Genomic DNA, 21,960 nt, shown 5'->3' with positions numbered 1-21,960 from the left:
CCGTGAAGGGTGACACACGCGCCGGCCCGCCCCTGCGGCTGCACCAGCCATAGGGGCGGGCCGACCGTCATCAACATCAGTCCGCGGCCCCGCCGTGCGTACAGAGACTTTTTCATGGCGACATATCTCATCAGGCGGCTCTTGATCGCCATTCCAAGTTTGCTCGGCATCAGCGTGATCCTGTTCACGATCCTGGCGCTGGCACCGGGCGATCCGTTCTCGGAAATGGCGACGAATCCGAACGTTCCGCCTGAAGTGCGCGAGGCTCTGCGCGCCAGCTTCGGCCTCAACGATCCGATCATGGTGCGTTATCTGCGCTGGCTGTCGAACATGGCGCAGGGCGACTGGGGCTTCTCCTTCGCCAGCCGCATCAATGTCGACGACCTGATCCTGCAGCGTCTGCCGACCACGCTGTTCGTCGTGGGATCATCCCAGATCCTGGCGCTGTGTGTCGCGCTGCCTGTCGGCATCTACGCCGCGACGCGGCCCTATTCGGTCTTCGACCAGATCGCCAACACCCTGGCCTTCGTCGGCTTCTCCCTGCCGACCTTCTTCACCGGCCTGCTCTTCATCCTGATCTTCTCGGTCACGCTGGACTGGTTCCCCTTCGTCTACCGCTCCGACATCGCGGCCACCGGCTGGCGCTGGTACTGGGAGATGTTCCGCCAGGCGATCATGCCGATCACCGTGCTCGGGCTGTTCCAGGCTGCCTCCTACACGCGCTATGTCCGCTCGGCCGTGCTCGACGTCATCCGGCTCGATTACGTCACGACGGCACGCGCCAAGGGCCTGAGCGAGCGCAGGGTTACGATACGGCACATCACGCGCAACGCGCTGATCCCGGTCGTCACGCTGGTCGCCCTGCAGATGCCCGCCGTGTTCGGCGGCGCGCTTGTGACCGAGCAGATCTTTCGCGTTCCGGGCATCGGATCGCTGCTGATCGATGCGATCCTCGCCAACGACACGCCGGTCATCATGTCCGTGACGTTCGTGTTCTCCTGCCTGGTCGTCTTCTTCAACCTCATCGCGGATATTCTTTATGGCTGGCTCGACCCTCGCATCTCCTTCAGCTAATCCGGCTGCGGGCGCTGCCGTGAGCCAGGCCCCGGTTTCGCCCGGGCGCGAGACCTGGCGTCGCTTCCGGCGCCACCGCCTCGCCATGGCGAGCGCCGTGGTGCTCGCCATGCTCGTGCTCGGCGTCATCGTCGGCCCCTGGCTGTGGCCGGTCGCGATCAACGACATCGACTTCTCGGCGCAGCTCCAGGGCCCGTCCTGGTCGCATCCGCTCGGGACCGACGATCTCGGCCAGGATATCCTGGCGCGCATGATGTATGGCGGGCGGATCTCGCTCGCCGTCGGCCTTGCGGCGATGGTGGTGGCGACGATCGTCGGCGTCCTGATCGGCGCTCTCGCCGGCATGTCGCGCAAATATGCCGACCCGATCCTGATGTGGGTGACGGACCTGTTCCTGTCGCTGCCGCAGCTGCCGCTGCTGCTGCTGATCATCTACCTGTTCCGCGAGCAGCTGAAGGCCTTGTTCGGGGTCGAGGGCGGCGTCTTCGTGCTGATCGTCATCGTCATCGGCGGCCTGCGCTGGATGCCGGTGGCTCGCCTGGTGCGCGCCCAGTTCCTCTCGCTGCGCGAGAAGGAATTCGTCGAGGCCGCCCGTGCCCAGGGCGCGAGCAAGATGCGCCAGATGTTCCGGCACATCCTGCCGAACGCAGTCGGCCCGGTCATCGTCGCCTCGACGATCGAGGTGTCCTCGGCGATCATCGCCGAATCGACGCTCTCCTTCCTCGGCCTCGGCTTCCCGCCGGACATCCCGACCTGGGGTCGCCTGCTGTTCGACGCCAAGGACCAGCTCGACACCGCGCCGCACTGGGCCCTGTTCCCAGGCGCCGCGATCTTCCTTACCGTGCTCTCGATCAACTTCATCGGCGACGGCCTGCGCGATGCGCTCGACCCGCGTCGCGTCATCTGATCCCAGGGAAGGGCTAGACATGACCTCACCGATCCTGACCGTCTCGAACCTCACCACCTCCTTCCGCGTGGAAGGCCAGTGGAAATCGGTCGTCCGCAACCTCTCCTTCGACATCATGCCGAAGGAGACCCTCGCGGTCGTCGGCGAATCCGGCTCCGGCAAGAGCGTGACCGCGCTGTCGATCATGCGCCTGACCCCGCCGCAATCGAGCAAGATCGAGGGCTCGATCAAGCTCAACGGCAAGGAACTGCTGACGCTGCCGGATTCCGACATGCGCCACATCCGCGGCAACGAGATCGCGATGATCTTCCAGGAGCCGATGACCTCGCTGAACCCGGTGCTGACCATCGGCTTCCAGATCGCGGAAGCCCTGATCCTGCATCGCGGCCTGTCGCGCTCAGCGGCCGAGGCCGAGACGATCCGCCTGCTCGAGAAGGTGCGCATCCCCGCCGCCAAGTCGCGCTTCCATGAATATCCGCACCGCTTCTCGGGCGGCATGCGCCAGCGCGTGATGATCGCGATGGCGCTGGCCTGCAAGCCCAAGCTCCTGATCGCCGACGAGCCGACCACCGCGCTCGACGTGACCATCCAGGCGCAGACCCTGGAGCTGATCAAGACGCTGCAGGACGAGGAGGGCATGTCCGTCCTCTTCATCACCCATGACATGGGCGTCGTCGCCGAGATCGCCGACCGCACGGTCGTGATGTACAATGGCGACGAGGTCGAGACCGGTGCGACCGAGGACATCTTCGCCAGCCCGAAGAAGCCCTATACCAAGGCGCTGATCTCGGCCGTGCCGCGGCTCGGCTCGATGATCGGCAGGGGGCGCCCGATGCGCTTCCCGGTCGTCGACCGCACCACCGGCGAATCCGACGTTCCGACCGAGACGCCGGACACCGTCAAGGCGGCCGAGCGTCCGGTCCTCGAAGTCTCCGGCCTGACCACGCGCTTCGAGATCCGCTCGGGCCTGCTCTCCTCGGTCAAGGGCCGGGTGCACGCGGTCGAGAACGTCTCCTTCAGCCTGATGGCCGGCGAGACGCTGGCGCTGGTCGGCGAATCCGGTTGCGGCAAGTCGACGACCGGCCGCTCGGTGATGCGCCTGATCGAGCCGCTCGCGGGCTCGGTACTGCTCGACGGCGTCGATGTGCTGAAGCTCAACCAGCATGACCTGCGCGAGCAGCGCAAGCGCATGCAGATGATCTTCCAGGACCCCTTCGCCTCGCTCAACCCGCGCATGAATGTCGGCACGGCCGTCGCCGAGCCGCTGCTGATCAACAACCTCGCCACCCGCTCGGAAGCGCGCGACAAGGTCGCCGACCTCTTGAAGCGCGTCGGCCTGCTGCCGGAGATGGCCAACCGCTTCCCGCACGAGTTCTCGGGCGGCCAGCGCCAGCGCATCTGCATCGCACGGGCGCTGGCCGTCGAGCCGCGCCTGATCGTGGCGGACGAGGCGGTCTCGGCGCTCGACGTCTCCGTGAAGGCGCAGGTGGTCAACCTGATGCTCGACCTGCAGGCCCGCATGGGTCTGGGCTATCTCTTCATCTCGCATGACATGGCGGTGGTGGAGCGCGTCAGCCATCGCGTCGCGGTGATGTATCTCGGCGAGATCGTCGAGATCGGCCCGCGCGAGTCGATCTTCCAGAACCCGCAGCACCCCTACACCAAGCGCCTGCTCGCGGCGGTGCCGATCGCCGATCCGGCCCGGCGCCTGCAGAAGCGCCCGGTCTCGAACGACGAGATCAAGAGCCCGGTCCGCCCGGCCGACTACGTGCCGCCGGTGCGCCAGTACCGCGAGGTCTCGCCGGGCCATGCCGTGATGATCTGGGGCGAGGAATGGGAGAAGAAGGACCCGGCCGCGATCGCCGCCTGAGCCTTCCCAAGCCCGAAACGTTCAGCCCGCGGCGCAAGCCGCGGGTTTTTTTGTCGGACCGTGCCGCATGCCCGATTGAGGCGGGAGCGGGGTCGTGCTTCGCCGCGAGCCGTGACGTTCATGGCCAGTTTCGGCTGGGTCAGCCCGCATCTCAAAGGGGCCGAAGCGACCGGGCCGCCACCTCTCTGACCGCCCTGGTCATGGCGTCGAGCAACTGCGTGTTCAGCCGCGTGCGCTGCCAGTTCAGGGGCACCGCGACCCGATGGAGGGGCTGCAATTCGACCAGGCGTCCCTGCGCGAACAGCGGCGCGGCCATGCTGACCGGCGCCATCGACCAGCCCAGGCCGGCCAGCGTCAGCTCAAGCATCCCATGCGTCGAGGGAGCCCAATGCGTCGGCGGCAAGATGGTCTCCCCGCAGGCTTCCCGCATCCAGCGAAACTGCAGTTCGTCCCGCCGGTCGAACCGCAGCATGGGAGCAGGCCGCAGATTTTCGATGGCGACCCCATTCGCGAAATGCGCGGCATGGAAGGCGGGGCTTGCGACGGCAGCATAGTCCAGGGCGCCCAACGGATGGATCTTGCAGCCGGCCACTGGCGCTGGATCGGCACTGACCGCAGCCATGACCTCGCCGGTCCGCAGCCGTTCGGCCGTGTGCGCTTCATCGTCCAGCACCAGATCGAGCAGCGCGCCGCTTGCTGCCGTGAACTGCGCGGCGGCAAGCGGGAACCATGTGGCGAGGCTGTCGGAATTGACCGCGACCCGCAATGTCGGCTTTTCATCCCGCTGCCCTGCCAAGCCCTCCAGCTCGCCCGACATGTCGGCCTCCAGCAGCCTGACGCGCTCGAGATGGGCGCAAAGCTTGGCGCCGGTCGGAGTCGCAAGGCACGGCGTTCCCCGCGTCAGCAACCCGACCCCAAGACGCTCCTCAAGCCCTTTCACGCGTTGGGAAACCGCCGACGGCGTGACCCCGAGGACCGCCGCCGCCTTGTCGAAACTGCCTTCGCGCAGAACCGCCGCGACGGAAGCGAGCGCCAGATAATCCAGCATTAGCCACCCTAATTCCATCTTAGATATTTTAGTTAGACTACTCTCCCGCGCTGCCGCATCAAGCGGCCATGGACACAGCTTTCCTCCCGGCCCTCTTCAAGGGCTTCATGCTTTCGGCGGGCCTGATCATGGCGATCGGCGCGCAAAACATGTTCGTGCTCCGGCAGGGGCTCAAGCGCGAGCATGTCTGGCCCATCGTGATGTTCTGCGCAGCAGCCGATGCCATGCTGATCGTCGCAGGCGTCAACGGGTTGGGCGCGTTGCTTTCGGCAGTCCCCGGCCTGTCGACGGCGCTGAGCCTTGGCGGGGCCGCCTTCCTGATCTGGTATGGCTACGGCGCCCTGCGCCGCTCCATGACTTCATCGAGTCTCGTCGTCGATCGCCAGGCCGGCATCTCTCTGACGGCCGCTCTCGCCAGCACGGCCGCCTTCACGTTCCTCAACCCGCATGTCTATATCGATACGGTCATGCTGATGGGCACGATCGGAGCCAGCATACCCGCGGACGGGCGGCCGTGGTTCGTGTTGGGGGCGGCCTCAGCTAGTTTCGCCTGGTTCGCGTCGCTAGGTTTCGGCGCCCGTTTCCTGGCCCCGCTTTTCGCGCGGCCGATAACCTGGCGGATGCTCGATCTGCTCATCGCTGTGATGATGGCTGCCTTGGCTTTCAGCCTTCTTCAGGGCGCATTCGTAGATTGATGCGGCTCTGGGCTTGGAGGGCAGCTATGGGTCGGTTGCAGACTTCCCGCCTTCGGACATAATTGGCAGATGATCGACAGAGAAGCTCGATTTCGTGCGGCCGATCTGGTCGAGCAATTTTGGAATGGATCGATCACGAATGATGACCTCGAACGCTCTTGGCCAAATAGCCGCGACGAGGCTATCCGCGCCGTCGAAGACCTCGTCTGGACGCTCTATTCCGATCTCAAGGCACACACCATCCGAGATACTGAAACCTCCAATCCTCGGCTCATGGTGATCATCCCGAACTGCATCGCGTTTTTGCGGACTGGCGAGGAGTATAGGTGGCCTCACTCAGGGATTCTCAAGGGCGTTTAGCGGTATCCGACTTGGGCCGTGATCTTATCGTTCGGTCTTCTGGTTTTTTGGAACCGTAGGGCCGAGGCCAGAGAGGAGCGCTACTGGTCAGAGATGCGGGCTCACGGCGACGTTGACGCTTGGCCGTTCTCTTCCAAGCTGAAGGCTGATCCGAATGTCGGCTAAGGGTCGAAAGTCGCCGCTATTCGCCCTGCTCGAACTCCCGCATCGTGAGCGTTTGAGGTAGGTGATCCGGCCTCAAATCAGGGTGAGCGCGATAAATCGATTCGAGAACCCCCATATCGAGTTCTCTGGATGCCTGTCCAAGCGCTTTAGCGTAGACCTGAAAATGTTCAGGATCGATCCGGTCTTTCAGCTCAGTGGCGGCTGCAAAGAGATACCTGAGAGCGAGATTGACCCGTTTGTCGAACTCGACGGCAGCGTCTCTATCGATCTCTGTCACACAGGTTCCCTCCTGCCATCCAGTACCACGATAGCGGATGGAGCGAGTTCCGCTATGCGTCGTCAGCAGGCATCGCACTGCCCTCCATCGGCGGTGCTGAGAAATTTATCGTGGAGGCACCCAGCAAGACAGATAACCGTTCGACCAAACCGAACAGAGCGATCGGAACAATGCGATAGACAGCATAATCCTTCTCCGACTAGGTCAGCGGAGAAGAAGGTTCTCCTATGACCATGCGCTCCTCCGCTCCTTTGCCGGCACCGTCCAGCTCCCTGTTCCGGAGTGCGGGCCGCATCCTGCCTGGTTTGGCTCTCTGCGCCGCGATCAGCGCGCTGGCCTTCGCCCTGGAGCATCTCGAAGCCCTCGCCACGGGCCGCGCCTGGCTCGAAGCCCTGGTGCTGGCGATCCTGCTCGGCACAGCCATTCGCTCGGTCTGGACGCCGTCCGAGCTCTGGCGCCCGGGCATCGCCTTCTCCGCCAAGATGGTGCTGGAAATCGCCATCGTGCTGCTCGGCGCATCCCTGAACGTCGCGATGATCATGGCCGCCGGTCCAGCCCTGCTCGTCGGCATCGCGGCGGTGGTGGCGATTGCGCTCGCCGGCAGCTTCCTGCTCGGCCGGGCGCTCGGCTTGCCGAAGCGCATGGCGGTACTGGTCGCGTGCGGCAATTCGATCTGCGGCAACTCGGCTATCGCCGCCGTCGCTCCGGTGATCGGCGCCGACGGCAAGGACGTCGCCGCCTCGATCGCCTTCACCGCGGTGCTGGGCGTCCTGGTCGTGCTCGGGCTGCCCCTGCTCGTCCCGCTGCTGAACATGAGCGAGACGCAATATGGTGTGCTCGCGGGGCTGACGGTCTATGCCGTGCCGCAGGTCCTTGCCGCGACCGCGCCTGTCGCTGCGGCAAGCGTCCAGATCGGGACGCTCGTCAAACTCGTCCGCGTCCTCATGCTGGGGCCGGTCGTGCTCGCGCTTTCCCTCCTGGGACATCGGCTGCGGGAAGACACGGACGTGGGCGGCGCCAGGCCAGCTGCGCGACGCCTGGCCGTCAACAAGCTGGTGCCCTGGTTCATCATCGCCTTCCTGGGCATGGCGGCGCTGCGCAGCCACGGCCTCATCCCGGAGGTTGCGCTCTTCCCCATCGCCAAGACCGCGACCCTGCTCACCATCATCTCGATGGCGGCGCTGGGCCTTGGGGTCGATATCCGCGTCGTTGCCCGTGCGGGCGGACGGGTCACGGCCGCAGTCACTCTGTCCCTGATCGCCTTGACAGCCGTCAGCCTCGGGCTGATCCGCCTGCTCGGCATCGCCTGAGCGCGAGCAGCGTTCTGCCGCGCGCTCAGTCCGGGATCCGCTCCCAGTCCTTGAGCCAGGGCGCGGCCGAGGCGTCGCTTGGCGCACGCCAGTCGCCGCGCGGCGAGAGCGAGCCGCCGGAGGAGACTTTCGGGCCGTTCGGCACGGCGGAGCGCTTGAACTGGCTGGTCTCGAAGAAGCGGCGGATGAAGACGCCGAGCCAACGCTTGATCACCGGCAGGTCATAGGCGACGCGCTTGGCCGCCTCCATGTTCGGCGGCCAGTCCCCGGCAGCGGCATCGCGCCAGGCATGCTCGGAGAGGAAGGCGATCTTGCTCGGCCTGAACCCGTAGCGCGTCGTGTAGAACAGGTTGAAATCCTGGAGCGCGTAGGGGCCGACGAAATCCTCGGTCTTCTGGGCCGGCTTGTCGCCGTCGCCCGGCACCAGCTCCGGCGAGATCTCGGTCGCGAGGATATCGAGCATGACATCGGAAGCCTCGGCGCCGAAGCGGCCGGACTGGGCGACCCAGCGGATGAGGTGCTGGATCAGCGTCTTCGGCACCGAGCCGTTGACGTTGTAATGCGACATGTGATCGCCGACGCCATAGGTGCACCAGCCGAGCGCCAGCTCCGAGAGGTCGCCGGTGCCCATCACCAGTCCATTGTGCCGGTTGGCTAGACGGAAGAGCACGGAGGTGCGGGCGCCGGCCTGCACATTTTCAAACGTAATGTCGTAGACGGGCTCGCCCTGGGCGAAGGGGTGGCCGATATCGACGAGCATCTGCCGGCAAGCCGGCGTCATGTCGATTTCCTCGGCACTGACGCCAAGCGCCCGCATCAGGCGCCAGGCATTGTCCTTGGTGTCCTTGCTCGTCGCGAAGGCCGGCAGCGTATAGGCAAGGATGTTTTCGCGGGGCAGGCCTAGCGCGTCGAAGGTATGGGCGGCGACGATCAGCGCCTGCGTCGAATCGAGCCCGCCGGAGACGCCGATCACGACCTTGTCGAGCCGCGTGCTCTCCAGCCGCTTGCGCAGGCCGTGCGACTGGATGTTGTAGGCCTCGAAGCAGAGTTCGTTCAGCCTCGCATCATCATTGGGCACGAAGGGGAAGCGCTCGACCTCGCGGGCGAGACCGAGATCGCTCTCGCGGTCGGGCTCCAGTGCGAAGGCGATGCGGCGGAAGCCGAGCCGGTCACGGTTGAGGTCGGCGCTGTCGCCGAAGGTGTTCTGGCGGATGCGATCCATTGCCAGGCGTTCGAGGTCGATATCGGCGAGGATGAGCTGCGGCTCGGGGGCGAAGCGCTCGGCCTCGGCGAGCAGCGCGCCGTTCTCGTAGATCATCGCCTGCCCGTCCCAGGCGAGGTCGGTGGTCGATTCACCGGTACCGGCGGCGGAATAGGCATAGGCCGCGATGCAGCGGCCGGAATGCGCCTTGCAGAGCGCATGGCGCCAGTCGGACTTGCCGATGGTGACGTTCGAGGCAGAGAGGTTGAGCAGCAGCGTCGCCCCGGCGAGCGCCGCGTAGGACGAGGGCGGGACCGGCGTCCAGACATCCTCGCAGATCTCCATATGGACGATGAGATCGGGGATATCGCTCGCCGCCAGCAGGATGTCGGTGCCGAACGGCACCTCCTGCCCGCAGAGATCGATATAGAGGGCGCCTGCCCGCTCGCCCGAGGCGAACTGGCGACGCTCGTAGAATTCGCGATAGTTCGGGAGGTAGGTCTTCGGGACAGCGGCCAGAATGCGCCCGCGATGGATCGCGACGGCGCAGTTGAACAGCCGGCCCTCGACACGCAGGGGAGCGCCGACCACGGCGACGCAACGCAGGCTGCGGCTTTCGTCGACGAGCCGCGTCAGCGCCGCGTTCACCGCATCGAGCAACGCGTTCTGCTGCAGCAGGTCATCAATAGCGTAGGCGCTGATGCCGAGCTCTGGGAACAGGCAGAGCGAGGCGCCGCCCTCGTCCGCACGCCGGAGCATGGCACTGGTCTCGGCCACGTTGAAGGCGGGATCGGCCACCTTCAATCGTGGCGCAGCGCAGGCGATGCGGACGAAACCGTGTGCGTGGATGTTGCGGAAACTCATGCAGACCTCTCGCAGCAACCCTGCTCCGCGATCTCCGGCCGAGCAAGGCATGCATCATCATATGCGGCCCGTCACCCGGCAGCCATGCCGCGCCGCGCAAGCCTGCATATATGAACTGCGTTGGACCTTCAGCAGGGAACCGTTCAGAATCGTACGCGTATCTTCCGTGCTGAAGGAGACATACTCATGCGATCTTTCCTGCGGAACATGGCCCTGGCCGCATTCGCGCTCTGGGCTTCACAGGCGAATGCCCTGCCCATCACCGCGATGCAGGCCGATTCCGACATCACCCAGGTCCAACTGCAGTGCACGGCCGCGAGCTGCATCGATCCGCGGACCGGCGTCTATACGCAATCGACCTGCGACCGTTATGGTTGCCGGCCGATCAGTGGCCCCGTCGGCCGCATCGGCGGCCCCGCCTATGGAGCGCCGCCGTCGCGCTATCGGGACGGCGGCGGCTATGGAGGCGGGGGCTATGGCGGCGGCGGTGGTTTCGACTGCAATGCCAACCGCTGCATCGACGGCAACGGGCGCGTCTGGGAGAGCACCTGCAACCGTCGCGGATGCCGGCCCCTCCGCCCTGCCCGTGGCTCGCGCTGGTAGATCGCGGCCTGACCCAGTCGGTCAACCGCGCCATCCACTCCCCTGCAGACATTTGCCAGATTGCGGGCTGACCCGGGCGCCGCAATCTGGCCTTTCATGATTGCTGCGCCTGCACTCTCGACGCGCTCGCCACGTTCACAAGGTTGACATCCTTCTAAGGCAGCGGCAAAGCGACCCGCTAACTTCGCTTTCCGCGCTCAGCGCGCGCCTTCCCACGCAGAAAGCCGGTCATGTCCTCATCGCCGACAGCGTCGTCTGTTTCCGACAGACCCGCGAATCTGACTGATCAGCTTGCGCGCATCGCCACGAAAAACTACCGGATCGGCATCATCGGCCTCGGCTATGTCGGCATTCCGCTGGCGCTGACCGCCTGCAAGGCCGGTTTCCCGGTCGTCGGCTTCGATATCGACGCCAAACGCGTCGCGCAGATCAACCGCGGCGAGAGCTTCATCAAGCACATCCCGACCGAGGCCATCGCCGCCGCGATCAAGGAAGAGCGCTTTCGCGCCACCATCGATTTCGACGAATTGCGCGAGGTCGACGCCATTATCATCGCGGTACCGACGCCGCTGACCAAGCACCGCGAGCCCGACCTGAGCTATGTCGAGGCAACGGCCCGGGCGATCGCGCCGCGCCTGCGCAAGGGCCATCTCGTCGTGCTGGAATCGACCACCTGGCCCGGCACGACCGATGAGGTCATGCGCCCGATCTTCGAGGCGACCGGCCTGAAGAGCGGCGTCGACTTCTATCTCGCCTTCTCGCCGGAGCGCGAGGACCCCGGCAATCCGGATTTCGGCACCTCGACCATCCCGAAGGTCGTCGGCGGCGATGGCGCAGACGCGCTGGAGCTGGCGAACGCGGTCTACAGCGCGCTCGTGGTCAAGACCGTGCCGGTCTCCTCCTCGGCGACGGCCGAAGCGGTCAAGCTGACCGAGAACATCTTCCGCGCCGTCAACATCGCGCTCGTGAACGAGCTCAAGGTGATCTACGGCAAGATGGGTATCGACGTCTGGGAGGTGATCGACGCCGCCAAGACCAAGCCCTTCGGCTTCATGCCGTTCTATCCCGGCCCCGGCCTCGGCGGGCACTGCATCCCGATCGACCCGTTCTACCTGACCTGGAAGGCGCGCGAGTTCGACGTCACCACCCGCTTCATCGAGCTTGCCGGACAGATCAACACCGCGATGCCGCATTGGGTGATCGACCGCGTCGCCGAGGCGCTCGACCGCCAGCAGGGCCGAGGCCTGAGTAAGGCCAAAATCCTGGTGATGGGCATCGCCTACAAGAAGAACATCGACGACATGCGGGAGAGCCCCTCTCTGCGCCTGATCGAACTGCTGGAAGAGCGCGGCGCCAAGGCCGACTACCATGACCCGCATGTGCCCGTGATCCCGCCGACCCGCGAGCATGCCAATCTGACCGGCCGCGCCTCGGTTGCGCTTTCGTCCGAGACCATCAAGGGCTATGACGCCGTGCTGATCGCGACGGACCATGATGCGGTCGACTACAAAGCGCTCGTCGCTGCGGCCCGTCTCGTCGTCGATACGCGCAATGCCTGCGCCAAAGCCGGCCTGACCGGCGACACTATCGTCAAGGCCTGAGCCGAGACGCCCCGGGAAACGCCAGAGAACACATCATGACGTCATTCGCGCTGATCGGTGCTGCCGGCTATATCGCGCCGCGCCATATGAAGGCCATCAAGGCTGTCGGCGGCGATCTCAAGGTCGCATTCGATCCGAACGACTCCGTCGGGATCATCGACAGCCATTTCCCGCAGGCGCATTTCTTCACCGAGTTCGAGCGCTTCGACCGCCATGTCGACAAGCTGCGCCGCCGCGACGAGCGCATCGACTATGTCGCGATCTGCTCGCCGAACTACCTGCACGACGCCCATATCCGCTTCGGCCTGCGCGCCGGCAGCGACGTGATCTGCGAGAAGCCGCTCGTCCTCAACCCCTGGAACATCGACGGGTTGATCGAGATCGAGCGCGACTCCGGCCGCAAGGTCAACACGATACTGCAACTGCGCCTGCATCCGGCGATCCAGGCGCTCAAGGAGCGCATCGCCACCTCCAACGAGCGTCATTCGGTCGACCTGACCTACATCACCTCGCGCGGGCGCTGGTATCACGCCTCGTGGAAGGGCGACGATTCCAAGTCCGGCGGCGTCGCCACCAATATCGGCGTCCATTTCTTCGACATGCTCGCCTATGTCTTCGGCCCGCTGCAGTCGCAGACCGCGAACCTGCGCGAGGGCGAGCGGGCCGGCGGCCTGCTCTCCTACGAGAAGGCCGATGTGCGCTGGTTCCTCTCGGTCGATGCCGACGACCTGCCCGACAGCGTCAAGGGCCAGAAGACGACCTATCGCTCGATCACCATGGACGGCGAGGAGGTCGAGTTCTCCGAGGGCTTCACCGACCTGCACACCCGCAGCTACGAGGAGATCCTCGCCGGCAAGGGCTACGGGCTGGAAGATGTCCGCTTCTCGATCGAGGTCGTCTCGCAGTTCCGCAACGCTCCTGTGGTGACCGCCGGCGAGACGCATCCTTTCGTCGCCAAGTATCTCAAGGGCTGAACCGTGGCCGGCGCGTCGCAGATGCGGGAAGATCCGCGCTTTCCCGGCGCGCTCGTCCATGAGAGCGCCTATGTCGACGAGGGCGCGACGCTCGGCGCCGGCACCAGGATCTGGCATTTCGTGCATGTGCTGGGCCAGACCACGATCGGCAAGGATTGCGTGCTCGGCCAGAATGTGATGGCCGGGCCGCGCGTCACGATCGGCGACGGCTGCAAGATCCAGAACAATGTCGCGCTCTATGACGGCGTCGAGCTGGAAGCGGACGTGTTCTGCGGCCCGTCCTGCGTCTTCACCAACGTCAACAATCCCCGCGCCTTCATGAACCGCAAGGCCGAGTTCCGCCGTACGCTGGTCAAGCAGGGCGCGAGCATCGGCGCCAATGCGACCATCGTCTGCGGACACACGCTCGGCGCGTATTGCTTCATTGCTGCCGGTGCGGTGGTGACCAGGGACGTGCCGGACTATGCTCTGATGGCCGGGGTTCCGGCACGCCGGATCGGCTGGATGAGCAAGGCCGGCGAGCGGCTCGGGCCTGATCTGACCTGCCCGCTGACTGGAACGCGCTATCGGGAGACCAGCCCGGAGCAGCTTGAGGAGATGGCCTGATGAGCGAGCGTCCCGCGATCGAGTTCATCGACCTCAAGGCCCAGCGCCAGCATATCGGCAAGGCCATGGACGAGGCGATCCTCAAGGTCGTCCATGACGGCAACTACATTCTCGGCCAGCAGGTCCAGGAGTTCGAGGCCGGGCTCGCCGCCTTCTGCGGCGCGAAGCACGCGATCGGCGTCGCCAACGGCACGGACGCGCTGATCCTGGTGCTCGAAGCGCTCGGCATCGGCCCCGGCGATGCCGTGATCTGCCCGAGCTTCACCTTCGCCGCGACGGCCGAGGTCGTCGCCTGGATGGGCGCGACGCCGGTCTTCGCCGAGATCGACGAAGCGACCTACAATATCGACCCGAAGAGCCTCGGCGCTGCGCTCGAAACCGCGAAGCAGCACAAGCTCAACCCGCGCGCCCTGATCAGCGTCGATCTCTTCGGTCAAGCCTGCGACTACGAGCCGATCGAAGCCTTCTGCAAGCAGAACGGCCTCGTCCTGATCTCGGATTCGGCGCAGGGCTATGGCGCGCGCTACAAGGGCCGCGTCGCCGGCGCGATCGGCGATTTCGCGACCACGAGCTTTTTCCCGGCCAAGCCGCTGGGTTGCTATGGCGATGGCGGCGCTATTCTCACCGATAATGACGAGCATGCCGCGCTGCTGATGTCGCTGCGCTTCCATGGCAAGGGCTCGTACAAATACGACAATGTTCGCGTCGGCGTGAACTCGCGGCTCGACACCATCCAGGCGGCAGTGCTGATCGAGAAGCTCAAGGTCTATGCCGAGGAGATCGAGAAGCGGCAGGTCGTGGCGCAGCGCTATACCGCCGCGCTCAAGGACGTCGTGGTGACGCCCCATGTCATGGCGGATTGCGTCTCGACCTGGGCCCAGTACACGATCCGCGTCGCCGCCGATCGCCGTGACGCCTTCCAGGCGGCGCTGAAGGCCAAGGGCGTGCCGACCACGGTCTACTATCCGAAGCCGCTGCACCAGCAGACCGCCTACAAGCACTATCCCGTCGCCGGAAACGGCCTGCCGATCTCCGAGCGCGTCGCGCAGGAGGTCGTCGCCCTGCCGATGCATCCCTATCTCGACGAAGAGACGCAGGACTACATCATCGCGCAGGTCCTGGAGGCTCTGGCCGCGCCGGCGGCCGCGGTGGCATGAGCCGGCAGAAGCGTCTTGCTTATCTGGCGCTGGAAAACCCGAGGCCCGGCCAGGCTGCGCATACGCATGTCCACGCCATCATCGGCGAGCTGAGAGCGCTCGGCTGGGACGTCACCCTCTTCACCGCCGCGAAGAGCGGAGCCTCCGGCCGCGCCTCTTTCCCGGTGCGCCTGCTGTCGCAACTCGCCGCACAGGCCTCCTTGCTGATGAAGGCCGCGCATTACCGCGTCGTCTTCGTGAGAGGACACTGCATGGCGGCCCCGGCGGCGCTCATCCTGCGGCTTCTCGGCAAGATCGTCGTCCACGAGATCAACGGCACCACGCGCGATATCGTCGTCACCTATCCGGCGCTGCGGCGGCTCTATCCGGTTTTCGCCTGGCTCGATCGCATTCAGCACAAGAAGGCGGATCACCTCTTCGCGGTGACGGAAGCGCTCGCCCTATGGGCGAGCGCTCAGGCCGGGCATGGCCGGGTTTCGGTCGTGACGAATGCGGCCGATACCGCGCTTTTCAATCCACAGGGTCCGAAAGCTTCCTTCGATCGTCCCTATGTCGTCTTCGTCGGCGGGCTGGTGCGCTGGCACGGCATTCAGACGATGCTCGCTGCGATCGATCATCCGTCATGGCCCGACGGCGTCCGCCTTGTCATCGCCGGCGACGGCGTCGAAGCTCCCGCCGTGAAGGCCGCCCGGTCGGACCGCCTGACCTATCTCGGCCGGCAGGAGCAAGACGCTCTTCCGGCGCTTTACCGGGGGGCTCTGGCCAGCCTCGTGACGATCGAGAATCCCGAGGGGCGTTCCGATTATGGCGTCATGCCGCTCAAGCTGTTCGAGTCGATGGCCTGCGGCGTCGCCGTCATAGCAAGCGACCTGAAGGGACAGGCGGAGCTGGTGCGCTCCACCAATTGCGGGCTGGTCATTCCCCCGCAAGACCCGGCAGCGCTGGCGGAAGCGGTCGCGCGCCTGGCCGCTGATCCATCCGCAGCCGCCGCGATGGGCGAACGCGGCGCGAGCGAAGCGCTCGCTCACCATTCATGGACGGCGCGAGCAACCGCGATCGACACCGTTCTCGCGCAGATCGAGGGCGCGCGATGAAAACCGAGCCCCCCCGCCGCTCGGTCGGCATCCTGACCCACACGGCCATTGCCGACGACCCGCGGGTTCGCCGGCAGATCGAGGCTTTCACCAAGGCCGGCTGGCGTGTCGTCGCCTTTGGCGCGAAGGGAGGGCGTGCCGCGCCGCCGGCAGGCGAATTACTGGAAGCACATCTGCCGTCCCACGACCGTTCATTCAGAAGTCGGCTGCGGCGACTTGTTCGCCTCGGCCGCCTGCAGGTGCAACCATGGGCGCCGGAGACCGTCTTCTGGAGCCTTCCGGAAAACTACCGGGCCATCCTCGAACTGGCCGAACCCCACCACCCCGATCTCTGGCTGGCGAACGACTGGACCATGCTGCCTCTCGTGACGCGGCTGGCCGAGAGGGACCGCACTCCCTTCATCTACGACACGCATGAATTCGCCTCGGACGAGTTTCCGGAGAACTGGAAGTGGCGGACATTCATGCGCCCGCTGGTCCGCAAGATCGAGGCCGCCGGGATTGCCCGGGCCGCGGAGATCACCTGCGTTTCCGACGGCATCGCGGACAGGCTGGCGGCCGTCTACGGACTGGTGCGCCGCCCGGTCGTGGTCCGCAACGTGCCCCGCTACGAGGAGATGGCTTTCCGGCCGTGCGGCGACCGGATCAAGGTGCTCTACCACGGCCTGGTGATGCCGAACCGCGGGCTGGAGGCCCTGATCGGCTCCGTCGCGCTCTGGCGCAGCGCGTTCGAGCTGACGATCCGCGGGCCTGGCAGCGACGCCTATATCGCCGAGCTTCGCCGCCTTGCCCAGGCCGGCGGCGTGGCGCAGCGGGTCCATTTCGATCCGCCCGTGCCGTTCACCGACCTGGTTCGAGCCGCCTCAACGCACGACGTCGGCATCTTCGTGCTCTCGCCGCACTCCCACCAGAACCGCTACGTCCTGCCCAACAAGCTGTTCGAATACACGATGGCGGGGCTTTGCGTCTGCGTCTCGGATCTTCCGGAAATGGCCGCCGTGATCGCACGCTACGGCCAGGGCCGCCTGATCGCTGGCCTGTCGGCGATCGATATCGCCGCGGTCATCAACGGACTGGACCGATCCACCGTGGAGGAGCACAAGCGCCGCGCGCTCGCCGCCGCGCGAGAATTGAGCTGGGAGCACGAAGAGCGGCGCATGATGGAGATCGCGGACGCGCTGACGGCCTAGCCGGCTTCGCTTGAAGAGCGCCGACGCAGCGTATAGAAGCTGCCGACTGCGCGGCGCCTTCGTCGCTGCGGCGGCGAAAAGCAAGCGGAACAGGACGATGTGCGGAATCTGGGCCTCGCTTGGCCTGTCTCCCGACAAGCGGGCGATCGACATCGTGGCACATCGAGGCCCTGACGGCGACGGATGGGAAGAGATCGCGACGCAGGCTGGCCCGCTCGCGCTCGGGCATCGCCGCCTTGCCATCATCGCCCCTGACGCCAGCGGCCTCCAGCCGATGAACTACGATGACCGATACGTCATCGTCTTCAACGGCGAGATCTACAACTACCGCGAATTGCGCGACGAACTGACCGCGCTGGGGCGGAGCATCCGGACGAAGACCGATACGGAAGTCCTGCTCGCGGCCTATGCCCAATGGGGAGAGGCCTGCCTCTCCCGCTTCAACGGCATGTTCGCCTTCGTGCTCTTCGACAAGCAGGCGCAACGGCTGTTCATCGCGCGCGACCGCTTCGGCGTGAAGCCCCTGTATTACTGGGCTTCCCCCAAGGGCGTCGCCTTCGCCTCCGAGATCAAGCAATTCACCGCGGTCGAAGGTTTCCAGGCCCGACGCGACGAACGCGGCGCCTGGGACTTCCTCGTCTCCGGCGTGTTCGACCATCGCCGGGAGACGATGTTCTCCGGCGTCCAGCAACTGCGCGGCGGGGAGTATCTCTCGATCGACCTCGCCACCTGGCGGCCTGGCAACGTTCCCGCCGCCCGCCGCTGGTACGAACTGCCGAGGCCGGACTCGCTCGCGCTGACGATGGAGGAGGCTTCGGCCCGTTTCCTCGACCTCATGCGCGACTCCGTGCGCCTGCGCCTCAGGGCTGACGTTCCGGTCGGGACCTGCCTGTCGGGCGGTCTCGATTCATCGACGATCGTCTGCCTGATGAGCGAGCTCATCGCGGACGATCCAAATGCGCGGCAGCACAGCTTCACCTGCGCCTTCGATACGCCCGGCCTCGACGAATGGACCTATGCCAAGGCGGTCAACGAGCAGTGCGGCACGACCAGCCATGTCGTCTCGCCGAGCGCCGAAGACCTGTGGTCGGCGGTCGATGACATGATCTGGCACCAGGACGAACCCTTCGGCTCGACCTCGATCTTCGCCCAATGGTCCGTATTCGCCGAGGCGCACAAGGCCGGCGTGACAGTGATGCTCGACGGCCAGGGGGCCGACGAGCAGCTCGCGGGCTATCACCCGATGTTCGGCGCCGCCCTCGCGGGCCATCTGAAGAAGCTGCGCCTTCAGCGCTTCGTGAACGAGATCAAGGCCATCCGCCGCCGGCACGGCACCTCGATGGAACGGCTGACCGGGCTTGTACTCGCCAGCCTGCTGCCGCGCGGGTGGTTCACGCCGATCCTGAGGCTGACAGGCCGCTCGCCCGCGCCGGCCTGGCTCAATACCGGCTTCGCCGCAGCGAACGAGGGCGATCTTCTGGGCTCGCTGCGCGTGCCCAGGACTGCCGACGCCTCACCGCTCGGCGCGCTCTGCGCCCATCAATTGACCACGACGAGCGTCCCGATGCTCTTGCATTTCGAGGATCGCAATTCGATGGCCCATGCGATCGAGGCGCGCGTGCCGTTCCTCGACTACCGGCTGGCGGAGCTGACCATCGGTCTCGGCGAGGCGCACAAGCTCGTCGACGGCGAGACCAAGGCGATCCTGCGTCGCGCGATGGAGCCGATCCTGCCCGCGAAGGTCACCAATCGGCAGGACAAGCTCGGCTTCCCGACCCCCGAAGAGGTCTGGTTCAAGGGCCCCTTGCGCGAGCGCATCCTCGCTGCGGCCGACGAGACGGTCGAGGCCTATCCGTCGATCTTCGATGCGGACCAGGTCCGGCGCTACGCACGCGACATGCTCGACGGCCGGGTGCCGTTCTCCTTCGCTCTCTGGCGCATCATCTGTTTCGGGCGCTGGGGCCGGCGCTTCGGCGTTGCGGCTTGAAGGCGCAGATTCATGAATCTCGCCCGTAAGATCGGAGATTTCCTGCTGGCGCCGTGGCAGCTGGTCTTCCAGCACCGGTCGATCCTGACCACGACGTCGCTGATCGAGCTGCGCATGATGTATGCGGGATCGGTGCTCGGGCTCGCATGGGTGATCCTGGCGCCGCTTTTGCTGCTCGCCATCTACACGCTGACCTACGCCTATATCTTCCAGGTCCGCGTCCCCGGACTGACCACGGCTGATTACATCGCCCATGTCTCCGCGGGGCTGATCGCCTTTCTCTCCTTCGCGGGCGCGCTGGCCGGTGGCTCGGTCTCCGTGATCCGCAACAAGCAGATGCTAACCAGCACCGTCTTCCCGCCGGAACTTCTCCCGGTCAGGGCGGTGATCGTCACGCTTCCGCCCCTTCTGGTCGGAGGGCTGGTGATCGCTCTGGGCGCGATTCTCTACGGCTCGGCCGGCACCAGCGTCCTCGCTCTCCCGGTCGTCATGCTGCTCCAGTTCATGTTCACCTGCGGCATCGTCTGGGTGCTGGCGCTGGTGACCCTCGTGCTGAGGGACATCCAGCATCTCATCCAGTATCTCGTGATCATCCTGCTCATCGTGACGCCGATCGGCTACGTGCTGGAAATGGTCCCGCCGCGGCTGGCGCTGCTCACCTATCTCAATCCGCTGGCCTATTTCGTCCTGTCCTATCAGGAGATCCTCGTGCGCGGCGCCCTTCCGACGGGGAAGCTCGCGACGGCCATGGTCCTCTCGTCGATCCTGTCGTTCTCAGGCGGTTTCTGGCTGTTCCAGCGCGCCAAGCTGGCGTTCTACGACTATGCCTGACGCAAGCCCTGCCTTGCGCTTCTCGAATGTCGGCAAGACGTTCCCGCTCTACGAGACGCCGGGGCAGCGGGCGCTGGACGCATTCGGCTTCTATCGGCTGCTGCCGCGTGCGCTGCGGCCGCGGTTCCCCTCCTTCGACGCTCTCGCCGATATCAGCTTCTCGGTCAGCAAGGGGGAGCGTGTCGGCATCATCGGCCGCAACGGCGCCGGCAAGACGAGCCTCCTGAAACTCGTCACAGACAATTTCAAGCCGAGCCGCGGCACGATCGAGCGGAACGGAACCGTCCACAGCCTCATGCAGACCGGGATCGGCTTCTCGAACGAGATGACGGGGCGGGAGAACATCCACGCCGCGCTCGCCTATAACCGGCTGCCGGAGAGCGAGATGCTCCGCGTCGTCGACGAGATCATCGATTTCTGCGAGCTGGGAGACCATCTCGACCAGCCGCTCAAGACCTATTCGCTGGGCATGGGCTCGCGGCTGCAATTCGCCGTGGCCACGGCGGTCGACCCCGATATCCTGATCATCGACGAGATCCTCGGGGCGGGCGACGTCTATTTCACGCATAAATCCGCCGCCCGGATGAAGGGCTTCGTCGAGCGCGGTGCCACGATGCTGATCGTGTCGCATTCGATGCAGCAGATCCTCGAATTCTGCGATCGCGTGATCTGGCTGGATCGTGGGCGCCTCGTCATGGACGGGCCGGCGCTCGAAGTGATCGACGCCTACGAGGTCTATCTGGAGCGGCTGTCGCGGCTGGGCATCAGCAGCGAGGATCCGCAGTCGCGCTTTGAACCTCCGGCGACGTCCGACGAGATGAAGACACGGCTCGGCGACGGCCGCGACGTCTACCGCTGGCCGGGCAAGAAGGGGGTCAAGATCGACAGCCTGAGCCTGGAGAACGCGCTGGGGCCGACGGACAAGTTCCGGCCCGGCGAGTCGCTGAAGGTCGGGCTCTCGATCGTAGCGGAAGAAGGCGGAGACTATATCTGCCGCTATGTGATCACGCTCTGGACCGCGGCCGGACGGCGGGTGGGCAGGATCGAGAACGACATCGACCGCTTCGCGCTGGCGGCAGGCGAGCGTCGCAGCATCCGCTTCGAAACACCGGCGCAGGTCCTGACTCGCGGCCGCTATTTCGTGTCGTTTTCGGTCTACGATGTCGACAAGCACGGCTCGGCCGCAGGCCAGGAGGCCCGCTACGACGTGCTGGCGCATGCGCTCGATTTCGAGGTGGTGCCCCCGGGCGGCGATGACGATTTTCTGATACGGCATCCCTGCAGGTCTCTCTCGTTCGACCCGCACGACATTAAGGTTCAAGAAGCACCATGATCCCGGTTTTCGTCCGCCGCTATTTTTCAGCAGACCAGCGCCGCTGGCCTCTGGCGCTCAAGCTCGCGTCGCGCCTGAACGATTTCGGCGTCAAGATGGTCGCCCTGAGCCGCGAGCTCATGAACGCGATCTATGCGGATGATCGTGGACTGAACGACCGTGATCCCGTCGTGCGCCTGCGCGACCTCAACGCCGCGATCAACGACACGCTCCGCCGGCAAGCGCAGGAGTACAAGAGCTATACCTATTTCAACGGCTATCCCTATCAAGGCCTCGGGCTTCTGAACGTGTTCGGAGACCGGCTCGCCGATCCGCGCTTCGACGAATACGAGCTGAGGAAGTTCATCAGCGAGAAGGACAACATCCTCGACATCGGCTGCTCCTGCGGTTTCATCGCGCTGATGGCGGCCTATCGGACCGGGTGCCGAGCCCACGGCATCGACATCAACCCCTACATGATCGAGATCGGCCGGCTCTGTGCGGACCATCTGAACGTTGGCAGCCTCGTTTCCCTGGAGGCCGTCCGCATCCAGGAATACACCGCCAAGGAACCGTTCACCGTCGTCCTGTCCTTCGCGACGCACTGGACCGACGACGAGAATTACCGGGTGTCGATCCGCGATCACATGCAGCGGATGCATTCCTATCTCGCGCCGGGCGGTCTCCTCCTGTTCGAAACCCATGCGGCCGACCCCGGCCAGGCCGAATTCTACGCGGCGATGGAAACCGTGCGCGACCTGTTCTCGTGGGACGGCGTCTTCAAGAAGACGGAATCCGGCCTGCGCGAGTTCTACGTGATGAGAAAGATCTGAC

The 21,960-nt window shown here is 65.4% G+C and carries 20 protein-coding genes; 17 read left to right on the top strand and 3 right to left on the bottom strand.

Annotated features, from left to right (window positions below; translation table 11 throughout):
* The first annotated feature begins 114 nt into the window (after nt 1–114).
* Genes ACFJGT_RS01360 through ACFJGT_RS01350 form a run of 3 tightly spaced genes read left to right on the top strand, consistent with a single transcriptional unit; the run spans nt 115 to nt 3,851 of the window.
* Nucleotides 115–1,074, top strand: a complete 960-nt coding sequence (locus ACFJGT_RS01360) for an ABC transporter permease (protein WP_377845091.1) — start codon at nt 115–117, stop codon at nt 1,072–1,074.
* A complete protein-coding gene (locus ACFJGT_RS01355; RefSeq protein WP_377845087.1) occupies nt 1,040–1,981 on the top strand; it encodes an ABC transporter permease in 942 nt (313 codons plus the stop codon). Before ACFJGT_RS01360 ends, ACFJGT_RS01355 begins: the two co-directional genes overlap by 35 nt.
* Nucleotides 1,982–2,000: 19 nt before the next feature.
* Nucleotides 2,001–3,851, top strand: coding sequence for a dipeptide ABC transporter ATP-binding protein (locus tag ACFJGT_RS01350; protein WP_377845085.1), 1,851 nt, complete (start codon nt 2,001–2,003; stop codon nt 3,849–3,851).
* A gap of 151 nt (nt 3,852–4,002) precedes the next feature.
* On the opposite strand, the gene ACFJGT_RS01345 is transcribed toward ACFJGT_RS01350, so the two are convergent.
* Nucleotides 4,003–4,899, bottom strand: coding sequence for a LysR family transcriptional regulator ArgP (locus ACFJGT_RS01345; protein WP_377845083.1), 897 nt, complete (start codon nt 4,897–4,899; stop codon nt 4,003–4,005).
* Nucleotides 4,900–5,006: 107 nt separating this feature from the next.
* On the opposite strand from ACFJGT_RS01345, the gene ACFJGT_RS01340 reads away from it, so the two are divergent.
* A complete protein-coding gene (locus ACFJGT_RS01340; protein ID WP_377845081.1) occupies nt 5,007–5,594 on the top strand; it encodes a LysE/ArgO family amino acid transporter in 588 nt (195 codons plus the stop codon).
* 69 nt (nt 5,595–5,663) lie between these two features.
* Nucleotides 5,664–5,954 (top strand): hypothetical protein, encoded by a 291-nt coding sequence (locus ACFJGT_RS01335; RefSeq protein WP_377845079.1) that lies wholly within the window; start codon nt 5,664–5,666, stop codon nt 5,952–5,954.
* A 181-nt stretch (nt 5,955–6,135) separates the two neighbouring features.
* On the opposite strand, the gene ACFJGT_RS01330 is transcribed toward ACFJGT_RS01335, so the two are convergent.
* Nucleotides 6,136–6,396, bottom strand: a complete 261-nt coding sequence (locus ACFJGT_RS01330) for a hypothetical protein (protein WP_377845077.1) — start codon at nt 6,394–6,396, stop codon at nt 6,136–6,138.
* Between the two features lie 233 nt (nt 6,397–6,629).
* Between ACFJGT_RS01330 and ACFJGT_RS01325 the strand changes: the two genes are divergently transcribed.
* A complete protein-coding gene (locus ACFJGT_RS01325) occupies nt 6,630–7,706 on the top strand; it encodes a YeiH family protein (protein WP_377848890.1) in 1,077 nt (358 codons plus the stop codon).
* A 25-nt stretch (nt 7,707–7,731) separates the two neighbouring features.
* Here ACFJGT_RS01325 and ACFJGT_RS01320 read toward each other — a convergent pair whose 3' ends face one another.
* Entirely contained in the window at nt 7,732–9,771 is a 2,040-nt protein-coding gene (locus tag ACFJGT_RS01320) for an NAD(+) synthase (protein ID WP_377845075.1), read from the bottom strand.
* A gap of 186 nt (nt 9,772–9,957) precedes the next feature.
* Here ACFJGT_RS01320 and ACFJGT_RS01315 point away from each other — a divergent pair, with 186 nt between their 5' ends.
* The 11 genes from ACFJGT_RS01315 (at nt 9,958) to ACFJGT_RS01265 (ending at nt 21,959) form a co-directional block, all read left to right on the top strand.
* Nucleotides 9,958–10,374 (top strand): hypothetical protein, encoded by a 417-nt coding sequence (locus tag ACFJGT_RS01315; RefSeq protein ID WP_377845073.1) that lies wholly within the window; start codon nt 9,958–9,960, stop codon nt 10,372–10,374.
* 230 nt (nt 10,375–10,604) lie between these two features.
* A complete protein-coding gene (locus tag ACFJGT_RS01310) occupies nt 10,605–11,975 on the top strand; it encodes a nucleotide sugar dehydrogenase (RefSeq protein WP_377845071.1) in 1,371 nt (456 codons plus the stop codon).
* A gap of 35 nt (nt 11,976–12,010) precedes the next feature.
* Nucleotides 12,011–12,949: a Gfo/Idh/MocA family oxidoreductase gene (locus tag ACFJGT_RS01305; RefSeq protein ID WP_377845068.1), complete on the top strand. Its 939-nt coding sequence runs from the start codon at nt 12,011–12,013 to the stop codon at nt 12,947–12,949.
* Between the two features lie 21 nt (nt 12,950–12,970).
* Nucleotides 12,971–13,555 (top strand): acyltransferase, encoded by a 585-nt coding sequence (locus tag ACFJGT_RS01300; protein ID WP_377845065.1) that lies wholly within the window; start codon nt 12,971–12,973, stop codon nt 13,553–13,555.
* Nucleotides 13,555–14,712, top strand: a complete 1,158-nt coding sequence (locus tag ACFJGT_RS01295) for a DegT/DnrJ/EryC1/StrS family aminotransferase (RefSeq protein ID WP_377845063.1) — start codon at nt 13,555–13,557, stop codon at nt 14,710–14,712. Before ACFJGT_RS01300 ends, ACFJGT_RS01295 begins: the two co-directional genes overlap by 1 nt.
* Nucleotides 14,709–15,806, top strand: a complete 1,098-nt coding sequence (locus tag ACFJGT_RS01290) for a glycosyltransferase family 4 protein (protein ID WP_377845061.1) — start codon at nt 14,709–14,711, stop codon at nt 15,804–15,806. Before ACFJGT_RS01295 ends, ACFJGT_RS01290 begins: the two co-directional genes overlap by 4 nt.
* Nucleotides 15,803–16,996, top strand: coding sequence for a glycosyltransferase (locus ACFJGT_RS01285; RefSeq protein ID WP_377845059.1), 1,194 nt, complete (start codon nt 15,803–15,805; stop codon nt 16,994–16,996). The genes ACFJGT_RS01290 and ACFJGT_RS01285 overlap by 4 nt, the downstream gene beginning before the upstream one ends.
* 97 nt (nt 16,997–17,093) lie before the next feature.
* Nucleotides 17,094–18,983, top strand: a complete 1,890-nt coding sequence (asnB, locus tag ACFJGT_RS01280) for an asparagine synthase (glutamine-hydrolyzing) (RefSeq protein ID WP_377845056.1) — start codon at nt 17,094–17,096, stop codon at nt 18,981–18,983.
* Nucleotides 18,984–18,995: 12 nt separating this feature from the next.
* Nucleotides 18,996–19,814 (top strand): ABC transporter permease, encoded by an 819-nt coding sequence (locus tag ACFJGT_RS01275; RefSeq protein ID WP_377845054.1) that lies wholly within the window; start codon nt 18,996–18,998, stop codon nt 19,812–19,814.
* A complete protein-coding gene (locus ACFJGT_RS01270; protein ID WP_377845052.1) occupies nt 19,807–21,147 on the top strand; it encodes an ABC transporter ATP-binding protein in 1,341 nt (446 codons plus the stop codon). The genes ACFJGT_RS01275 and ACFJGT_RS01270 overlap by 8 nt, the downstream gene beginning before the upstream one ends.
* Complete coding sequence (locus tag ACFJGT_RS01265; RefSeq protein ID WP_377845049.1) at nt 21,144–21,959, top strand: class I SAM-dependent methyltransferase; 816 nt, start codon at nt 21,144–21,146, stop codon at nt 21,957–21,959. The genes ACFJGT_RS01270 and ACFJGT_RS01265 overlap by 4 nt, the downstream gene beginning before the upstream one ends.
* Nucleotide 21,960: the final 1 nt, after the last annotated feature.

Origin of the sequence: Allobosea sp. UC22_33, assembly GCF_042700715.1 — a bacterium.
Classification (GTDB): domain Bacteria; phylum Pseudomonadota; class Alphaproteobacteria; order Rhizobiales; family Beijerinckiaceae; genus Allobosea.
Note: the sequence above shows the minus strand (reverse complement) of the source record. Positions and strands in the feature narration are given on the sequence as shown.

What these genes read in the sequence shown, in the direction of transcription:
- ACFJGT_RS01320 (WP_377845075.1), bottom strand. Translation starts at nt 9,771, where the DNA reads ATGAGTTTCCGCAACATCCACGCACACGGTTTCGTCCGCATCGCCTGC.
- ACFJGT_RS01275 (WP_377845054.1), top strand. Translation starts at nt 18,996, where the DNA reads ATGAATCTCGCCCGTAAGATCGGAGATTTCCTGCTGGCGCCGTGGCAG.
- ACFJGT_RS01340 (WP_377845081.1), top strand. Translation starts at nt 5,007, where the DNA reads ATGCTTTCGGCGGGCCTGATCATGGCGATCGGCGCGCAAAACATGTTC.
- ACFJGT_RS01305 (WP_377845068.1), top strand. Translation starts at nt 12,011, where the DNA reads ATGACGTCATTCGCGCTGATCGGTGCTGCCGGCTATATCGCGCCGCGC.
- ACFJGT_RS01295 (WP_377845063.1), top strand. Translation starts at nt 13,555, where the DNA reads ATGAGCGAGCGTCCCGCGATCGAGTTCATCGACCTCAAGGCCCAGCGC.
- ACFJGT_RS01355 (WP_377845087.1), top strand. Translation starts at nt 1,040, where the DNA reads ATGGCTGGCTCGACCCTCGCATCTCCTTCAGCTAATCCGGCTGCGGGC.
- ACFJGT_RS01345 (WP_377845083.1), bottom strand. Translation starts at nt 4,899, where the DNA reads ATGCTGGATTATCTGGCGCTCGCTTCCGTCGCGGCGGTTCTGCGCGAA.
- ACFJGT_RS01360 (WP_377845091.1), top strand. Translation starts at nt 115, where the DNA reads ATGGCGACATATCTCATCAGGCGGCTCTTGATCGCCATTCCAAGTTTG.
- ACFJGT_RS01265 (WP_377845049.1), top strand. Translation starts at nt 21,144, where the DNA reads ATGATCCCGGTTTTCGTCCGCCGCTATTTTTCAGCAGACCAGCGCCGC.
- ACFJGT_RS01350 (WP_377845085.1), top strand. Translation starts at nt 2,001, where the DNA reads ATGACCTCACCGATCCTGACCGTCTCGAACCTCACCACCTCCTTCCGC.
- ACFJGT_RS01290 (WP_377845061.1), top strand. Translation starts at nt 14,709, where the DNA reads ATGAGCCGGCAGAAGCGTCTTGCTTATCTGGCGCTGGAAAACCCGAGG.
- ACFJGT_RS01335 (WP_377845079.1), top strand. Translation starts at nt 5,664, where the DNA reads ATGATCGACAGAGAAGCTCGATTTCGTGCGGCCGATCTGGTCGAGCAA.
- ACFJGT_RS01270 (WP_377845052.1), top strand. Translation starts at nt 19,807, where the DNA reads ATGCCTGACGCAAGCCCTGCCTTGCGCTTCTCGAATGTCGGCAAGACG.
- asnB (WP_377845056.1), top strand. Translation starts at nt 17,094, where the DNA reads ATGTGCGGAATCTGGGCCTCGCTTGGCCTGTCTCCCGACAAGCGGGCG.
- ACFJGT_RS01315 (WP_377845073.1), top strand. Translation starts at nt 9,958, where the DNA reads ATGCGATCTTTCCTGCGGAACATGGCCCTGGCCGCATTCGCGCTCTGG.
- ACFJGT_RS01285 (WP_377845059.1), top strand. Translation starts at nt 15,803, where the DNA reads ATGAAAACCGAGCCCCCCCGCCGCTCGGTCGGCATCCTGACCCACACG.
- ACFJGT_RS01325 (WP_377848890.1), top strand. Translation starts at nt 6,630, where the DNA reads ATGCGCTCCTCCGCTCCTTTGCCGGCACCGTCCAGCTCCCTGTTCCGG.
- ACFJGT_RS01310 (WP_377845071.1), top strand. Translation starts at nt 10,605, where the DNA reads ATGTCCTCATCGCCGACAGCGTCGTCTGTTTCCGACAGACCCGCGAAT.
- ACFJGT_RS01300 (WP_377845065.1), top strand. Translation starts at nt 12,971, where the DNA reads ATGCGGGAAGATCCGCGCTTTCCCGGCGCGCTCGTCCATGAGAGCGCC.